The following is a 15495-nucleotide window of genomic DNA, read 5'->3' as shown; positions in this document are numbered from 1 at the left end:
ATGGGGAATGTCCTCCTGGAGCAGAAGACGGAAGAAGAACTCTGGCTTACTTATAAAAAAACCAGGGATCCAAAAATCCGTGAAGCCTTTATTAAACAATATGCACCTCTTGTGAAATATGTTGCAGGGAAAGTAGCTGTAGGCATGCCTCACAATGTAGAATTTGATGACCTTGTGGGATTTGGGACTTTTGGACTGTTGGATGCGATCGAAAAATTCGATCCAGATAAAAATGTTAAATTCAAGACCTATGCAGTAACTAGAATCAGAGGCGCTATATTTGATGAACTCCGTTCTATCGATTGGGTGCCGAGATCGGTACGTCAAAAAACTAAAGAATTGGAAGAAACTATAGGATCATTAGAAGCCCAATTAGGACGCACTGCAACGGATCAGGAAATTGCCCAGGCTTTGGGATTGACCGAAGAGGAATTCCTTAAAACGATGATGCACATATCTGGCACATCGATATTATCTCTCAATGATGTTTGGTTTTCAGGTGATGAAAATGATAAGGTTTCTATTGGAGAAAGTATCGAAGCTCCATCAAGCCTTAATCCTGAACATATTGTTGAAAAAGATGAAATAAGGCGAATTATTATAGAGGCAATAAATGAATTGCCCGATAAAGAAAAAAAGGTACTTGTTCTTTATTATTATGAGGATTTAACTTTAAAGGAAATTGGACAAGTTCTGGAAGTTACCGAATCCCGTGTCTCCCAGCTTCATACAAAGGCTATACTTCGATTACGAGCAAAACTAACGAATATCCGCAAAGGAATAATCTAGGAGCTGTCCCTTATGATTGATTTTGTCCAGCTACAGCAAAAAATGAAGGAACGGCTGGAACGGGACCGGAAAATCCGTACTTTAGAGACTGAAGGAGAGACGCTGGAAGAGGCGGTGTATAATGCCGCTACCTTGCTTGGGACAAGTGTAAAAAAGATCGAATATGAGATTATCGAACGGGGAAATCCAGGTTTTTTAGGTACCGGAAAGAAGAATTGGCATATAAGGGCTTATGAAAAAGCAGAAGAGCAAGAAACCGTTTCCCTATTAACCACAGAAGAACAAGATCTTGTTATCAGTGCACCGATAATCGAAGATCGGGATGGTGAAGTATTTGTTCATTTTGGTCCTGAGGGGGCATTCCTTAAAGTAACTACTCCTCGTGGAAAAGGAAAACGAGCAAATGAAAAGCAGGCCATGGACGCGCTCGTACAACGCTCTGTAAGGGATATTGATGAACAGCTTGTTTCCAGGGTTGTTAAGGAAGCTGCCGGTGAATATGTTCTGGTGGGTACTTTTATACAGAACCCCGCAAATGACGCTATTATTACCGTTGATATAGCTGATCAAGAAATGAAAGCCTATATTTATGTTACTCCACCGGGGCCTGGTGGTTGTGATCTTTCAGCAGAGACTATACTCAGTTTTTTACGTAATAATCGAGTCGTGTATGGTATTAAAGACGACGTTCTACAAGAATTTACCGATAAGCCAAAATATAAGGAAATGGTCCTTGTTGCAGAAGGTAGTCGTCCGGTGAATGGTCGGGATGCCTATATTCAATATAATTTTGACACCGATCAATCGAAAATAAAACTTAAGGAAGGAGCTAACGGTCGAGTCGACTTTAAAGAACTGAATATAATACAAAATGTGGTCGAAGGCCAGCCCTTGGCCAGAAAAGTTCCGGCAGAACGGGGTGTTCCCGGAAAAACGGTTACAGGCAAGGTCATACCCGCTAAGAACGGCAAGGACATACCCATGCCGATTGGTAAAAATGTTCATGTCGCTGAGGATCAACTCACTATTATCGCGGATCTGAATGGGCAGGTAGTGTTAAGTGGTGGTAAAATTAATGTTGAACCGGTATATACTGTACAGGGAGATGTGAACCTTAAGACAGGTAATATAATATTTCTGGGAACTGTTATTATTACCGGCAATGTGGAAGATGGCTTTTCGGTGAAGGCCGCTGGAAACATTGAAGTACACGGTACAGTAGAAAAGGCAGAATTGGATGCTGAAGGGGATATTATTGTTCATCAGGGTATTACTGGAAAAAATAGTGGTTTTGTTCGGGCCGGTCGATCTATCTGGGCAAGATTTATTGAAAATGCCATTGTAGAAGCAGGAAATATGGTTGTTGTTTCAGATGGTATCATCAATTCTCAGGTAAATGCTAATAAGAGTATTATTTGCCAGGGTAAGCGGGCAAATATTGTTGGCGGAAGGCTTAGAGCCGCTGAAGAGATAAATGCAAAGGTGCTTGGAAGCCCGGTAAGCGGCACAGAAACCATCTGTGAGGTCGGTTTTGATCCTAAAAGTAAGGAAAAGCTTGATCAGATCCTGGTGAAAAAGGATGGGCTTGAAAAACAGCTGGAGGAAATAGAACTGAACCTGCGAACCCTCGTCAGTATTAAAAAGCAGAGAAAGTCTCTGCCGGAGGACAAGGAAGCTTATATGCAGGAACTTATGGAACGTCGCCAGTTTGTACTCCGGGACATTCAAGCAATTAACGAGGAAGTTACATCAATCCAGAATTATTTAAATACCCTGAAGGTTCGTGGAAAAGTTTCAGCTTCAAGTAAAGTATATCCAGGTGTCAAGATTATCATCCGAGATGCAAAAGAGGATGTAAAAAATGAATACCGTGCTGTTACCTTTGTACTTGAAAACAACCTCATCAGGGTAACAAAATACGAAGAACCCGATGAGGAAGCAAAGCGAGGTCCCGATGGCTATACAACCAATTGATTTACAAACCCTCTTTACTCAGATGGATAAGGTAGCCAGACAGAAAAGTGCTGAAAAAGAGGGCCTTGTATTGCAACAATCTTTGCAAGGAGCTGTGAATCTGAAAAAAACTGAAGAAAAGGTTCGTTCTGTTAACGAGACCAAAGAACCCGAAGGTGGAGCTGAACGAATCAAGGATAATAATGCACGGAACCGGAGCCAGGAAGAATTCCCTGAAAAAAAGGAAGAAAAGAAAGGCCCAAACGAAGAAAAACAAATTGATGTGATTCAGGATCCTGATTTAGGTAAACATATTGATGTAAACGGATAAATTGCATGGATATTTCTGTAATCATTTCTGTTGCCAATCTCTTGTTGTGGGCTTTTACATTTATATATGTGAGATCTCTTATATTAAAACAAACCAGCAAGGAGCGAATCTTGGCAGAGTTTAGGGATGAGGTGGCCCATCTCATTTCTGATATCGATGCCGCTACCGATCGGGATATCGCCCTGGTTGAAGACCGAGTAAAAACCCTAAAATCTATCTTGGAGGATACGGATAAACGCATTCTGGCATATAAAAAAGAAATCAACCGCCGCTCTATGGAAGAGCAGGCCTATGCTGAGCTTGGAAGAAGGCAGGGCCGTACCATACAATCGGATGTACCTCAGGAAATGGATCTGTTCCAGCGAGAGCAAAGAGCAAAAAAATCATTGGCATCGTCTGAACTAGTCACACCTGAAGTTGAGAAATCGAATCCTAAACCTCGCTTCCTTAGAACTGAGCATGAACTTACGCCAAAGGCCCCATCTTTTTCCGACCAGGTGCTTGAATTGTATGAAGCTGGGTTTTCACCGGAGCTGATTGCTAGCAAGCTCAAAGTTACCGTTGCAGAAGTAGATTTAGCTATAAATGTTTCGGGGAAGAAATCCCAAAAGAACTGAATAGGGGTACCCCTTCAATTCCAATTAGTTGCGAAGCCCCCTATATTTGAATTGCATTGTCAGGTTGTGCTTTCTGATATGGGGATTTGTGTTCCTTGAGTGTCCAAATGTGAAATATCGATCACATCATCGGTACTCAGAATCTTATCCATATTTAAAATGATGATGAATTTACCGTCTTTTTTCCCAATACCCTGGATATATTCAACCGCTAGGTTGTTTCCAAACCGGGGGGCGGGTTCAATATCTCTCGCTTCCAATTCGATGACTTCCTGAACAGAATCTGCTAGAGCTCCGATAATAAGCAGCCCCTCCCGGCCTGTGATGTCCAATACAATAATGCTGGTATCTTTGGTTACCGGCACTTCCGGCATACCAAATTTGGTTCTTAGATCGATGACAGGAATACCCACCCCTCTTAAGTTGATAACACCCTTTAGGTAGGCCGCTGTCTGCGGTAATCGGGTGATAGGTGCATATTCCAGCACTTCACGGACCGAATACACACTTACCGCATACTGCTCATCTTCCAGCCGAAAGGTCAGGTATTGGTTGTTGTGACCCATAATCATCCTCCGCACGTGGGGTGACATACCCCACTTACTATTCTAGGTTAAGTGTTCTATTCCGTCAAATATCGCGGGCTTCAGTTCAAAAAAAAAGGCTGTCTCGGAAGTATATACGAGACAGCCCCCCATTATTGAGAATCTTTTACAGTTGGAAACGGACTCCCAGAGTACCGCCGTAACTGCCATCGCTGAAGTTGTAGAGGCCTGTGAGATCTAGTTTCAGGACCAGAATATTAAGGGAAAGACCCCCAAAGGCCCGGAATGCCCATCCGTTATTGTCAAAGTAGCTTGACATTTCCGTGGCAGAAATGTCCGGCGGGGTGATACCGGCTTGAGTGAGGGCATTCTTTATATCATCTATGCTTCCGCCTGTTGTTGTTATTTCACTCTTAACATAGTAGCCCGCCTTGGACATGCCGTAGCTTGCTCCAAGGCCTGCATAGGGGGTAAAGATAAGCAGGCTCTTAGATACTTGAGCTTTGAGGTCGATAGTGGTGGTTTCCCAGGAAAGGCCAAGTTCAGGGGCCGATGTATTAATGTAATAATTATTATAGTTATTATAGCTAAAGCTCTGGCCGCCACTCAGGGTAGTCCCAAGGCTTCCCTTCATATAATTTACCCCAACGCCGAGGCTGACCCGTGGAAGGAGCAGATTGCCCTTTATAAGATTATATCGGAAATCTCCACCGACCAGGATGTAATCGAGCTTTAACCCCCCTGAAGTATCTTCGATCGCTTTTCCCATATCTCCCGTAATAAAACCTGCTTTAAGTCCAATATCAAAGGGAAGAATGAATCCACCTATACGGGCTTCCAGTATTCCCGCTGGTAATGGAAGTATTTCGGGTAAATCCTGGGTATCAACGCCAAGTTTATCGAGTAAGACCTTCATTTCATCGGATTTAACAGAAGTAGCTCCCGCAGAAAGACCGACTCCAAAATGGGGAGGGATTCCTATAAACTGACCAATATAAGCATCGGACCAGTTAAGCCCCAGGGTAGAATTAAAGGGTAAGGCTGAAGCAAGGGCTTCTGCCATGCTCTCTGCTCCTTTTTGTACATCAGCTATTGATGTTGGGGACGCCTGGCTGAAGCCAGACGTTACAACGGTAGCTGCCAGTACGGTAAGAGTAAGAGCTTTCTTTATAGAAAGAGCCATACATTCCTCCTTTCGAGTTTATACTTGAACCCTCCATCTTCATGATGAAGGTTCTCATTAAGAATATAGCCCATTCTTCTACATTTCTCAAATTGCAGGGCCCCTTGTACCAAATATGTCTTAGACTCTAAAAAAAGCAGGTTTTTGTATTGACTTTTTTTTGTATCTCCTGTATAAAACTAACCGTAACGCCGCTGTAGCTCAGTTGGTAGAGCAAAGGACTGAAAATCCTTGTGTCAAGGGTTCGATTCCCTTTGGCGGCACAAAGGCCGGTTGTGAACCTTACAATCGGCCTTTTTTATTTTTACCTTTATGTAAAGTAGCCATCCTGTTTAATAGGTATCTAGCCTCTACCAAATTGGTTTAATGTAGTTTAAAGTAGTAGTATGATAGAATTAGTTGAATCTAAAGAAGTTATAGTAACTGTTTTTTCTTCTGCCCTTATCGGATGTCTTGCTACTATAGAAATGCTATTTTCAGTCTTTTATGTAATTAACTATTTTGTTGTCCCGATGAGACGTCATTGTTCTCGTTTTATTATGCTACTCCTTTCGGTATTGTTCATGCTTTTTACTATGGCAGTGGTAAGTCCTCTGTTTTTGCATGGATTTAATGGAAAACCACTCCTTGTTCAACAGGTCGTACTGGTTTTGCTTAGTCTACTTCTTGCTCAAGAGACTGCTCTCGGATTATTTATAATTTCAAGCCGTGCAACGAAGTTTGCTATGCGGTCGTCTTCTATCATTGGGGTTACAGAATTGTTGTCAATCATCGCCATGTGGTTATGCAGCCCCTATTTTACAATTCCTTTCTTTGCAGGAATTGCTGTTATTGGTTGTTTTATCCTATTCTACGGAGTTTTCATCGTTAAAAATCGAGAGAAAAACGCCTTTATTTTTATACTTTTAGGTGTATCGGTATTGCTTTCAGCCTTTCCCTATATTCTGCTAGCAGCAGGTTTATTCCCCCTTTCCTTTGAAAGCCATCTTTTTATTCTGGTTGGACAAATTCTGCTTTTTTCTTGTTTTTTTATTTTCATCCTTGTAGGGAATCCATCTTTAGCGCCGGAAGAACCCTATCTTTCAGATTATGTAGACCGGGTTTCCATAGCTCTAACCCGTTTTATACCCAAAGAGTTTTTACAAATTCTTGATAAACCCAGTGTAGTGGATTTACAACTCGGAGATCATGTGAAACAGGAAATGACTATTTTCTTTTCAGATATCCGTCAGTTTACCAACCTTTCAGAAGTTCTTACCCCTGAAGAAAGTTTTAAATTCATCAATTCATATCTTGCACGAATTGTTCCTGCTATTACCAATCATGGTGGATTTGTCGATAAATACATGGGAGATGCTATTATGGCCCTTTTCCCTGATGAAAAAGGTCCCGATGCAGCGGTCCGTTCAGCCATCGATATGCAACGGGTAATCCTTGAATACAATATTCATCGGGCTAAGTGCAATTATCGTCCCCTTTCCATGGGGATTGGGTTGCATACGGGGCCTCTTATGCTCGGTGTTGTGGGGGTTCAAGACCGGATGCAAAATACAGTTATTTCCGACGCAGTCAACCTTGCAAGCAGGCTCGAAAGTATCACCAAAGTTTTTAATATTTCCATAGCAATCAGTGATGAAACCTTTAAAAGCCTGAAGGATCCGGGAGCTTATATGTATCGATTTATCGGGAAGGTACGGGTAAAAGGCAAGGAGGATCCTGTTTCGGTTTTTGAAATATATGACGGTCTCGATCCCCAACTTCTTGAACATAAAATGAAGGCCAATAGTTTTTTTGAACAAGGAATGATGAGTTATTACCAGAAAGATTTTAACGATGCTATGTACCAATTTAGAAAGGTATTAGAAATTATACCTGAAGATGGGGCAGCAATTTTTTACCTCGATAACTGCATGATGAAAGTTCGGGCATAATCATATAAAGCATGTAAGGTTGGGTTATGAAAGTTTTGGTGCTTTGCGAAAAGTCCGATGCCGATCAGGCTAAGGCAATATTAAAAATGTTTCACACAATAGAAATAGCTGCAGAGGCGTATCAAATCGGTAAAAATTGGCGAACCGATAAACACCGGCTGGATGAAATTATCAGTTCCGCCACTCATATCGTGGTAGTGTATTCTATGCTGTCAGCATCGAGTGCTTGGCTTTCCTTTGTCGCTGGTTTTTCCCTCGGTTCTGAAAAACCTATGATTTTATTTAGGCCGTCCCGGGAGCCTGTTCAAGCCCCCTTTCTGGCCCCTTTTTTTCTTGTTCTTTCCCTTGAAGACCTTGCAAACTTTATAGAAGCAGAACGGAAAGAATGGACCGATGTGGCGGAACGCCGCTTAGCTCGGAAGGAATTACTTGAACTTGGTATTTCCATACGGGGGGATGCCTTTGCAGATACGGTCCGGGAAGGAAATGCCCATGGGGTGGATCTTTTTTTACGGGCAGGATTCCCACCGGATACTCGGGATAAAAAGGGGGTTCCTGTTCTTTGTATTGCTGCCAGAGAACATAACAGGGCCATGGTGGATCTTCTAATTGATGCAGGGGCGAATGTAAATTTGCGAGCTGAAGACAGGGGTAATACAGCCCTTATGGATGCAGTGGCTGGTGGATTTACCCAAATTGCGGAGGATCTTATAGAAGCTGGAACCGATGTTAATATCCAAAGTAAGGATGGGCAGACAGCCCTTATTATTGCTGTTGGCAAGGGTGATATAGCATTATGTAAAAAGCTTCTAGATGCAGGGGCCGATCCGGATATTGAAGATAAATTGGGTTTTAGCGCTCGAAAATATGCAAAACTCTTTCATAATGAGGCCCTTATTAATCTTATGCCATCTTGAGTATGCTTTTTCAGTTGCGAAAAAGATAATAATTGTGTAGCTTTGTTATATGTATCGAATTGCTTTTACCGGTGGTGGTACCGGCGGACATATTTATCCAGGTATTGCAATTGCCCAAGAACTGCAAAAACAAATACCTTGTCATATTATCTGGATTGGTAATAAAGAGGGGATGGATCGTCAGATTGTTGAATCTGCGGGAATTGAATTTTATGGGATCCCAACAGGTAAACTGAGACGCTATTTTTCTTTAAAAAATGTAACAGATCTCTTTAATATAGCAGGAGGTTTTTTTGCTGCTCGGAAGATACTAGCATCGGTTAAGCCGGATCTTCTCTTTTCTAAGGGCGGTTTTGTAAGTGTTCCACCCTGTGCTGCAGCAGCTTCTTTAGGTATCCCAGTCTTTTCCCATGAATCGGATTATACCCCTGGGTTGGCAACTAAGCTCAATCTTCCCTTTTCGAGGCGTATATTTACAGCTTATTCGGATACTATTTCGATGTTAGGTGTAAAATACCGTGAAAAGGCCCAAACGGTGGGAAATCCCGTACGGGCATCCTTTTATGCTGGAGATCCAACACTGGGAAGACAATTTTTAGGCCTTTCAGCAACAGCCCGTATACTGCTGGTTCTCGGTGGCAGTCAGGGCGCCCGGCAGGTTAACGAGCTCATAGAAGCAACTTTATCAGAACTTGTCAAAACCTATGTAGTGGTTCATCAAACTGGACCGAATCAGGACATTCGGCTGCTTCCCTCTGATCGATATAAACCCTATCCATATATTAAAGATGAACTACCCCATGTGCTTGCAGCGGCAGAACTTGTTGTCGGTCGTAGTGGTGCTGGTACTGTGTGGGAAGCCGCAACTGCAGGAAAACCGATGATCCTTATTCCTCTGGCAGGTTCAGGTACTCGGGGAGATCAGGTGGTGAATGCTCGTTATTTTGAGAAGTCCGGTGCTGCGGAGGTTCTGATCGGGGAAGATGTTACAGCAGATAAGCTTATCGAACGGGTTCAAGCCTTTGCACAAAATGAAAAACGAAGAATTGCTATGGCGGAGGCATCAAAGCAAATAGCTTCTAGTAATGCGGCCCATTATATTTCTGAACAGATTATTCATTATATCCAAGGCGGTTCGTAATGAATATCGCAACCATCGATATTATCTTTGGGGCTCTTCTCATACTTTTTGTATTACGTTGTACTTTACGGGGATTTGTAGAGGAGTTTATGTCCGTAGCATCTGTTGTACTAGGGCTCATTGTAGGATTTTTGTTGTTTAAAAATGGTGCTGTATTGTTACGTACGGAGTTTGGATTGACGTTATTTCCAGAACTAACCGCCTTTATAGTACTCTTTCTTATAACCTTTCTTGTCATTAAACTTCTCGAAGCAATGATCAAAGATCTTGTAGAGCGGATTAACCTGGATTCTTTAGATCATATTGCTGGTTTTATGTTGGGACTTGTAGAAGGGGTTCTTATCATTTCGATAATTCTTTTGGTACTAGTTTATCAACCTCTGTTTAACGCTATAGTCTTACTTGAAAAGAGTTGGTTTTATCACATATTGCTGCCTCTTATTGGAGAGCTCCAACGGAATTCACCGGTCAAGCTGGGGGCTTAAAACATGTTTGAGAATGTACTTGGTCAACCTGCGGTACATCAACTTATTCTAGATCTTCAAAATAGCTCATTACCGCCTTCAATCTTATTCGAAGGCCCGCCAGCATCTGGAAAGGGAACCACCGCTCTGGAGTTGGGGAGAACCCTTTCTTGCCTTACCGAAGGAGCCCCATGGAATTGCACCTGTAGTGAATGTGTAAAACATCGGCACTTGCATCATCCGGATCTTCTTCTCTTGGGAAGCAGAGCCTTTTCTGCAGAAATTGCCGCTGCATCTGCGGCATACCTCAGGGATTCTGAATCTGCGGCAAAATTGTTATTTTTCCGTTCAGTCAGAAAGCTGCTGCATCGTTTTAATCCTCTGCTCTGGGAAGGCGAAGAGTCACGGCTTACTAAATTGGCACCAATCATCACCCAATGTAACGAATTCATCGAGGAGCTCAGTTCTTTTCAGGTTGATGTACAAGAGCGTGAAAAGCTCACTGCAACGATCGTAAAAAATGCCTTTCAGCTAGAGCGGGAGGGGATATCCGATACGATCCCTATTTTTCAAATCCGCCGGTCCGCTTATTGGGCTAGGCTTGCACCATCGGGGCGAAGAAAGCTATTAGTAATTGAAAACGCAGACCGTATGCAGGATGCTGCTCGGAATGCGCTCCTCAAAATTCTGGAAGAACCACCAGAGTCCTGCCAAATTGTCATGTGTACCACTAAAAAATCAGCCCTGTTGCCGACCATTCGGTCCCGTCTGAGATCCTATGCTTTTGAACAGAGAAACCTGCAAACCGAGCTAGAAATAATTAGGCGGGTATTTAAGGATACTAATAATCAAGAAGTAACAACAACAAGTTCGATTCTAGAAACCTATCTTGAATCCTTTTTACCTATTTCTTCCGAACATATTACACGAACTGCAGGATTATTTATGTTTGCCCTTATCCAGAAGGCTCGACAGGCTCGAAGAGTTCAACACGAAGAGATCCTTGTGATTTTACAAAATTTCAGTCACCACTTGCCTGGTTTTGAAGGTATTGAGAATGCTTCAGTCCGTTCTATTTTGCTCATATTGATGAAAGAGTTGGATAATTTTTCTATGTCCCTCCTGTTTACGGACTTTTTAAAAGAAGTCGCAGCTTTCTGTAGTCAATTATTGATGCAATATCATACAAAACCAGAGCTTACCGCCCTCATATCTATGTGGAAAGACCAAATTAAGGAAGCGGACAATGCAGTTTCGACCTACAATCTGAGTCCATTAAGCAGTCTGGAGCGATTGTTTATTTCGATGATGGAAGCTATCTAAATGAGAACCTTTATTGAACGGGCCCTTAAAAAATTACCTAAAATGACTGCTGAGCAGATTACGGATCTGCTTATCAGAACCGCTGCAGAAAATGAACGGCTTGAATCGGTTCTTGATTCTCTTGCGGAGGGGCTTCTCGTCTGTGATGCGGATTTTAATCTGATTTTAGTGAACAAATCCGCAGAACGGCTTCTTCCGCTGGTATTTCATGATCAATTGGAACGGCCCATTTGGTCCAGTATAGCCGATGATCGTATTGCAGATTTCCTGCAAAGAACCCTTCTTGAAGGCGATCGGGTATTAGATAGGGAATTTGATGTGGAAGTGAAGGGAATTCAACGGCTTTTGGCAATCAGTGTTTTACCCCTTGTAAAAGACAGGCGTGTAACGGGGTCGCTCATCCATGTGGAAGATATTACCGAAAAACGGGCTAAAGAAGCCCGGCTCAGACGGGCGGAAAACCTTGCGAGCCTTACAACCCTCGCTGCCGGTGTGGCCCATGAAATAAAAAATCCGCTGGGTTCTATTTCAATCCATATTCAGCTGATTCAGAAAGCCCTGCAGGCAAGCCGGGCTGCCTGTTCCGACGAACCTGAAAACCACGAACCGGTAACAATTCAAGCAGCCCCCTTTGATCTCCTCGAAAAATACCTGGCGGTGGTCAACGAAGAAATTGACCGGCTTAACCGGATTGTCGTTGATTTTCTGTTTGCCGTTCGCCCGATGAATATGGAACTAAGAGAAGGAAATCTCAATAGCCTTATCCATGAGTTGGTGGACTTTGTCCACTATGAACTGGAAGAAAACCATATCCAAACCGTCCTGGAATTGGACGAAAAACTGCCAACCCTTTGTTATGATGAACGGTATATTAAACAGGCGCTGCTAAATCTCATTAAAAACGCTATTGCTGCTATGAACGAAGGCGGCATCTTAACGATTAAAACCGAAAGCACGGGCTCGGAGGTGCATATCTATATTAGCGATACGGGAATAGGTATTAGCGAAGAAAATCTTTCAAAAATATTCGAACCCTACTTTACGACGAAAGAAACAGGATCCGGTTTAGGACTCACCCTGGTCTTTAAAATAATTAAAGAACACCGGGGTGAAATAACAGTAAAATCAAAGGAAGGTGAGGGGAGTAGTTTCATGATTACCCTGCCAATTCCTCAGAAAGAAACAAAACTTATTGCCTATGGGGGCGATCAGCCATGAAGTTTAAACTCCTTGTTGTAGATGATGAAAAAAATATCCGCGAAGGCCTTGCCGCAGCCCTCCAGCTCGAAGGCCACGATGTGGTGGTAGCCGCCGATGGGGACGAGGCCTATAAACGGTTCCAAAAGGGCGATATCGATCTCGTTATCACCGACCTCCGTATGCCCGGTTTGAGTGGTGAAGAACTGCTTCGGAAAATAAACACCGAAAGTCCCGGTGTACCGGTGATCGTGTTGACCGGCCATGGCACCGTGGAAAATGCGGTGGACGCCATGCGGAATGGGGCCTATGATTTTCTCACCAAGCCCCTCAATCTGGACCGGCTCTCCCTCCTCGTAAAACGGGCTCTGCAGAATCGGGAATTAGTATTACAGCACCGCCGGCTCGAAGAAGAACTGGAACATAATCGTACTTTCGAAATGTTCATCGGCAACAGCCCTGCCATGCGAAAGATTTTCGACACGATCAGGCAGGTTGCCCCCACCAAGGCTTCGGTGTTAATCACCGGTGAATCCGGTGTTGGCAAGGAACTGGTGGCCAATGCAATCCATGAACTGTCACCCCGGAAAAACAAGCCCCTCATCAAGGTCCATTGTGCAGCCCTGGCAGCGACACTCCTGGAAAGCGAACTTTTCGGTCATGAAAAGGGAGCCTTTACCGGGGCGGTAGGCCGGAAACGGGGCCGCTTTGAATTAGCCCATGAGGGAACCCTCTTCCTCGATGAAATCGGCGAAATTGATCAGAATGTGCAGATAAAAATATTACGGGTCCTCCAGGAAAAGAAATTCGAACGGGTCGGCGGAGAAGAAACGTTGGAGGTCGATGTACGGATTGTGGCTGCCACAAACCGGGACCTGAAAGCCGAAATAGAAAAGGGTACCTTCCGGGAAGATCTCTATTACCGGCTCAACGTGGTAAACATCCATGTTCCAGCCCTGCGGGAACGAAAAGAAGATATCCCCCTGCTGGCCACAGCTTTTCTTAAGGAATTTGCCAAAGAAAACAATAAACAGATAGATGGAATCGATCCCCGAGCCAGAACAGCCCTTTACGGTTATGATTGGCCTGGCAATGTGCGGGAACTGCGGAACTGTATGGAAAGCGCGGTGGTCCTTGCGAAGGGTTCAGTTATAACCCTGGACGACCTGCCGCCTACAGTGCGGAAATCCTCTGAATCAACTTCGATTCATATTCCTCTTGGTATCCCTTTGGAAGAAGCAGAAAAAATTATCATCAGGGAAACCTTAAGCGCCTACAAGGGAAATAAAAGCAAGACCGCCGAAGTCCTGGGAATTGGACGGAAAACTCTGCACCGGAAACTTGCCGAATGGGGTGATATCAGCGGGGATGAAGCAGAGGATTAATCAACCTTGCCGGTCTGACGCCAGGTTTCTATCCTCTGGTATGCTGCATTAATACGGGCAGATTTTTCTGTGGCTTTTTTCATATTTCCCGGATGCCCTGCATGGCGGTCTGGGTGATGAATCTTTAAAAGCCGTTTATATGCTGCCTTACATGCTTCTTCGCTTGCACCAAAGGGGAGCCCCAATTCTTCAAAATCCTTTCGCAAACTCTCTGGTATGGCAGGACCTTGCTTGAATCGAGACGATTGCTTGTCTGAACCCTGGCTATGAAAATCATCAGTCCCCCTTTGATAGTCTGCCCAGGCATGGTTGTTTTTATTATCGATCTTTCCTGAATTCAGAAATGCTTCTAATTCATCATAGGCTGCATCCAGATCGGGATCACTGAAGGGTCTCCTTGTTTGCCGAGTCCTAAAAAGCCGATCAGAATCTTCATCAAGAAAAGTTTTGAGAACTTCACCCAAACGGTCAAAAAATTTGTCCATATCTGGTATTTTACCTCATTTTGTAAGATACTATCAATGCAAGGGTAATGCAAAATTGTTGCTTAGTCCCCCTTATACGTACTTGATTTTTCTCATGATGATTTGCTATAGTCAAATCGTTCAAAAAATATAGATATGGGAGATGGATATGAAAATTGATAAAAAAACCTTCGGAGTACTATCTCATGGTGAAACGGTAGATTTGTATACTCTTAGGGCGGGAGAAATTCAGTTATCCCTCTCCACTTACGGTGCGACCTGGGTGTCCCTCTATGTACCATCAAAAAGAGGACAAAAAGATGATGTTCTATTAGGATATTCAACTTTAACTGAATATACCCATAATCCCAGTTTTTTTGGTGTAACTGTGGGTCGTTGTGCAAATCGTATTTCAAAGGGGAGATTCAGCCTCAATGGTTCTACCTATGCTTTATATAAAAATGATGGCGAAAACACCCTTCATGGTGGTCGTCGGGGCTTTGATAAACGGGTCTGGAAGGCTGAAGCCTATGAGGAAAAGGGGGCTGTTGCAGTCCGCTTTGAACTGGAGAGTCCCGATGGTGAGGAAGGCTTCCCCGGTACAGTAAAAGCTGTGGTCACCTACACCCTGAATAACAACAATGAAATCCATTGTGAATACAAGGCGAAAGCTGATATGCCTACTCCCATCAATCTTACCAATCATGCTTATTTTAACCTTAAGGGAGAAGGTTGGGGAGATATTCTTTCCCATGAGCTGACCCTTTTCTCATCTCATATCGTGGAATCCGATACACAGCTCATACCAACAGGAAATCTTGTGCCGGTACAGGACACTCCCTTTAATTTCTTGCAGCGCAAACCTATTGGCCGTGATATTGCCCAGGTTCCTGGAGGATATGATCATTGTTATGTGGTTGATGGAAAGCTGGGCAAACTACGTCCCTGTGCGGAAGTATATGAAGGCCTTACCGGACGGCTTATGAAGGTCTTTACTACCCAGCCAGGGGTACAATTTTATTCAGGGAATTTTCTCAATGGTGAGGCTGGAAAATCTGGCTCACGCTACATAAAACATGCCGGTTTTTGCCTGGAAACACAGCATTATCCCGACAGCCCCAATCGTCCTGAATTCCCATCCTGTATTTTTGGTCCAGACCGTAAATATCATGAAGAAGCAGTCTTTAGTTTTGAATGGTAAGCCTGCTTGAAAAAGCCCCATGATACCATTACACTAGAACCAGCAGGGAGGTCC

15 protein-coding genes and 1 tRNA gene are annotated in these 15495 nt (G+C 43.5%); 13 read left to right on the top strand and 3 right to left on the bottom strand.

All coding sequences use genetic code 11. From position 1 onward, the window contains the following. From whiG to SPICA_RS07720, 4 genes are all read left to right on the top strand, one after another. Positions 1–789: an RNA polymerase sigma factor WhiG gene (gene whiG, locus SPICA_RS07735; protein WP_013968974.1), complete on the top strand. Its 789-nt coding sequence runs from the start codon at positions 1–3 to the stop codon at positions 787–789. Positions 790–801: 12 nt separating this feature from the next. Continuing rightward, the gene (locus SPICA_RS07730; RefSeq protein ID WP_013968973.1) at positions 802–2763 is read left to right on the top strand and encodes a FapA family protein; all 1962 of its coding nucleotides are present in this window, start codon (positions 802–804) and stop codon (positions 2761–2763) included. Continuing rightward, a complete protein-coding gene (locus SPICA_RS07725) occupies positions 2744–3073 on the top strand; it encodes a hypothetical protein (RefSeq protein ID WP_013968972.1) in 330 nt (109 codons plus the stop codon). Before SPICA_RS07730 ends, SPICA_RS07725 begins: the two co-directional genes overlap by 20 nt. A 110-nt stretch (positions 3074–3183) precedes the next feature. Continuing rightward, a complete protein-coding gene (locus SPICA_RS07720; RefSeq protein ID WP_156789645.1) occupies positions 3184–3690 on the top strand; it encodes a hypothetical protein in 507 nt (168 codons plus the stop codon). 59 nt (positions 3691–3749) lie between these two features. Here SPICA_RS07720 and SPICA_RS07715 read toward each other — a convergent pair whose 3' ends face one another. Next, positions 3750–4256 carry a chemotaxis protein CheW gene (locus SPICA_RS07715; protein ID WP_013968970.1) on the bottom strand — a complete coding sequence of 169 codons (507 nt, stop codon included), beginning with the start codon at positions 4254–4256 and terminating at the stop codon, positions 3750–3752. A 145-nt stretch (positions 4257–4401) separates the two neighbouring features. After that, the gene (locus SPICA_RS07710; protein ID WP_013968969.1) at positions 4402–5418 is read right to left on the bottom strand and encodes a hypothetical protein; all 1017 of its coding nucleotides are present in this window, start codon (positions 5416–5418) and stop codon (positions 4402–4404) included. 190 nt (positions 5419–5608) lie between these two features. On the opposite strand from SPICA_RS07710, the gene SPICA_RS07705 reads away from it, so the two are divergent. The 8 genes from SPICA_RS07705 to SPICA_RS07670 all read left to right on the top strand — a co-directional run bounded on the left by SPICA_RS07705 (position 5609) and on the right by SPICA_RS07670 (position 13776). Then, positions 5609–5681 (top strand) — tRNA-Phe (locus SPICA_RS07705). Positions 5682–5804: 123 nt separating this feature from the next. Beyond that, positions 5805–7349, top strand: coding sequence for an adenylate/guanylate cyclase domain-containing protein (locus SPICA_RS14825; RefSeq protein ID WP_013968968.1), 1545 nt, complete (start codon positions 5805–5807; stop codon positions 7347–7349). Positions 7350–7375: 26 nt separating this feature from the next. Further along, the gene (locus SPICA_RS14820; RefSeq protein WP_013968967.1) at positions 7376–8266 is read left to right on the top strand and encodes an ankyrin repeat domain-containing protein; all 891 of its coding nucleotides are present in this window, start codon (positions 7376–7378) and stop codon (positions 8264–8266) included. Positions 8267–8315: 49 nt separating this feature from the next. Further along, on the top strand, positions 8316–9407 hold the full coding sequence (murG, locus tag SPICA_RS07690) for an undecaprenyldiphospho-muramoylpentapeptide beta-N-acetylglucosaminyltransferase (protein WP_013968966.1): 1092 nt from the start codon (positions 8316–8318) through the stop codon (positions 9405–9407). Further along, complete coding sequence (locus tag SPICA_RS07685) at positions 9407–9892, top strand: CvpA family protein (protein WP_013968965.1); 486 nt, start codon at positions 9407–9409, stop codon at positions 9890–9892. Before murG ends, SPICA_RS07685 begins: the two co-directional genes overlap by 1 nt. A gap of 3 nt (positions 9893–9895) precedes the next feature. Next, on the top strand, positions 9896–11194 hold the full coding sequence (locus SPICA_RS07680; RefSeq protein WP_013968964.1) for a DNA polymerase III domain-containing protein: 1299 nt from the start codon (positions 9896–9898) through the stop codon (positions 11192–11194). Further along, a complete protein-coding gene (locus SPICA_RS07675) occupies positions 11195–12412 on the top strand; it encodes a two-component system sensor histidine kinase NtrB (RefSeq protein ID WP_013968963.1) in 1218 nt (405 codons plus the stop codon). It abuts the gene before it with no gap. Continuing rightward, positions 12409–13776, top strand: coding sequence for a sigma-54-dependent transcriptional regulator (locus tag SPICA_RS07670; RefSeq protein ID WP_013968962.1), 1368 nt, complete (start codon positions 12409–12411; stop codon positions 13774–13776). The genes SPICA_RS07675 and SPICA_RS07670 overlap by 4 nt, the downstream gene beginning before the upstream one ends. Here the strand turns inward: SPICA_RS07670 and SPICA_RS07665 are convergent. Then, entirely contained in the window at positions 13773–14261 is a 489-nt protein-coding gene (locus SPICA_RS07665) for a J domain-containing protein (RefSeq protein ID WP_013968961.1), read from the bottom strand. The genes SPICA_RS07670 and SPICA_RS07665 overlap by 4 nt on opposite strands. Before the next feature lie 148 nt (positions 14262–14409). On the opposite strand from SPICA_RS07665, the gene SPICA_RS07660 reads away from it, so the two are divergent. Next, positions 14410–15441 carry an aldose epimerase family protein gene (locus SPICA_RS07660; RefSeq protein ID WP_013968960.1) on the top strand — a complete coding sequence of 344 codons (1032 nt, stop codon included), beginning with the start codon at positions 14410–14412 and terminating at the stop codon, positions 15439–15441. Positions 15442–15495: the final 54 nt, after the last annotated feature.

This window comes from Gracilinema caldarium DSM 7334 (assembly GCF_000219725.1).
GTDB classification, from domain to species: Bacteria; Spirochaetota; Spirochaetia; order Treponematales; family Breznakiellaceae; genus Gracilinema; species Gracilinema caldarium.
This window is presented reverse-complemented; position numbering and strand designations above follow the sequence as displayed.

Coding starts and splice junctions, on each gene's coding strand:
- SPICA_RS07680 (WP_013968964.1), top strand. CDS start 9,896: ATGTTTGAGAATGTACTTGGTCAACCTGCGGTACATCAACTTATTCTA.
- SPICA_RS07675 (WP_013968963.1), top strand. CDS start 11,195: ATGAGAACCTTTATTGAACGGGCCCTTAAAAAATTACCTAAAATGACT.
- SPICA_RS07665 (WP_013968961.1), bottom strand. CDS start 14,261: ATGGACAAATTTTTTGACCGTTTGGGTGAAGTTCTCAAAACTTTTCTT.
- SPICA_RS07670 (WP_013968962.1), top strand. CDS start 12,409: ATGAAGTTTAAACTCCTTGTTGTAGATGATGAAAAAAATATCCGCGAA.
- SPICA_RS07725 (WP_013968972.1), top strand. CDS start 2,744: ATGGCTATACAACCAATTGATTTACAAACCCTCTTTACTCAGATGGAT.
- whiG (WP_013968974.1), top strand. CDS start 1: ATGGGGAATGTCCTCCTGGAGCAGAAGACGGAAGAAGAACTCTGGCTT.
- SPICA_RS07730 (WP_013968973.1), top strand. CDS start 802: ATGATTGATTTTGTCCAGCTACAGCAAAAAATGAAGGAACGGCTGGAA.
- SPICA_RS14820 (WP_013968967.1), top strand. CDS start 7,376: ATGAAAGTTTTGGTGCTTTGCGAAAAGTCCGATGCCGATCAGGCTAAG.
- SPICA_RS07715 (WP_013968970.1), bottom strand. CDS start 4,256: ATGGGTCACAACAACCAATACCTGACCTTTCGGCTGGAAGATGAGCAG.
- SPICA_RS07685 (WP_013968965.1), top strand. CDS start 9,407: ATGAATATCGCAACCATCGATATTATCTTTGGGGCTCTTCTCATACTT.
- SPICA_RS14825 (WP_013968968.1), top strand. CDS start 5,805: ATGATAGAATTAGTTGAATCTAAAGAAGTTATAGTAACTGTTTTTTCT.
- SPICA_RS07660 (WP_013968960.1), top strand. CDS start 14,410: ATGAAAATTGATAAAAAAACCTTCGGAGTACTATCTCATGGTGAAACG.
- murG (WP_013968966.1), top strand. CDS start 8,316: ATGTATCGAATTGCTTTTACCGGTGGTGGTACCGGCGGACATATTTAT.
- SPICA_RS07710 (WP_013968969.1), bottom strand. CDS start 5,418: ATGGCTCTTTCTATAAAGAAAGCTCTTACTCTTACCGTACTGGCAGCT.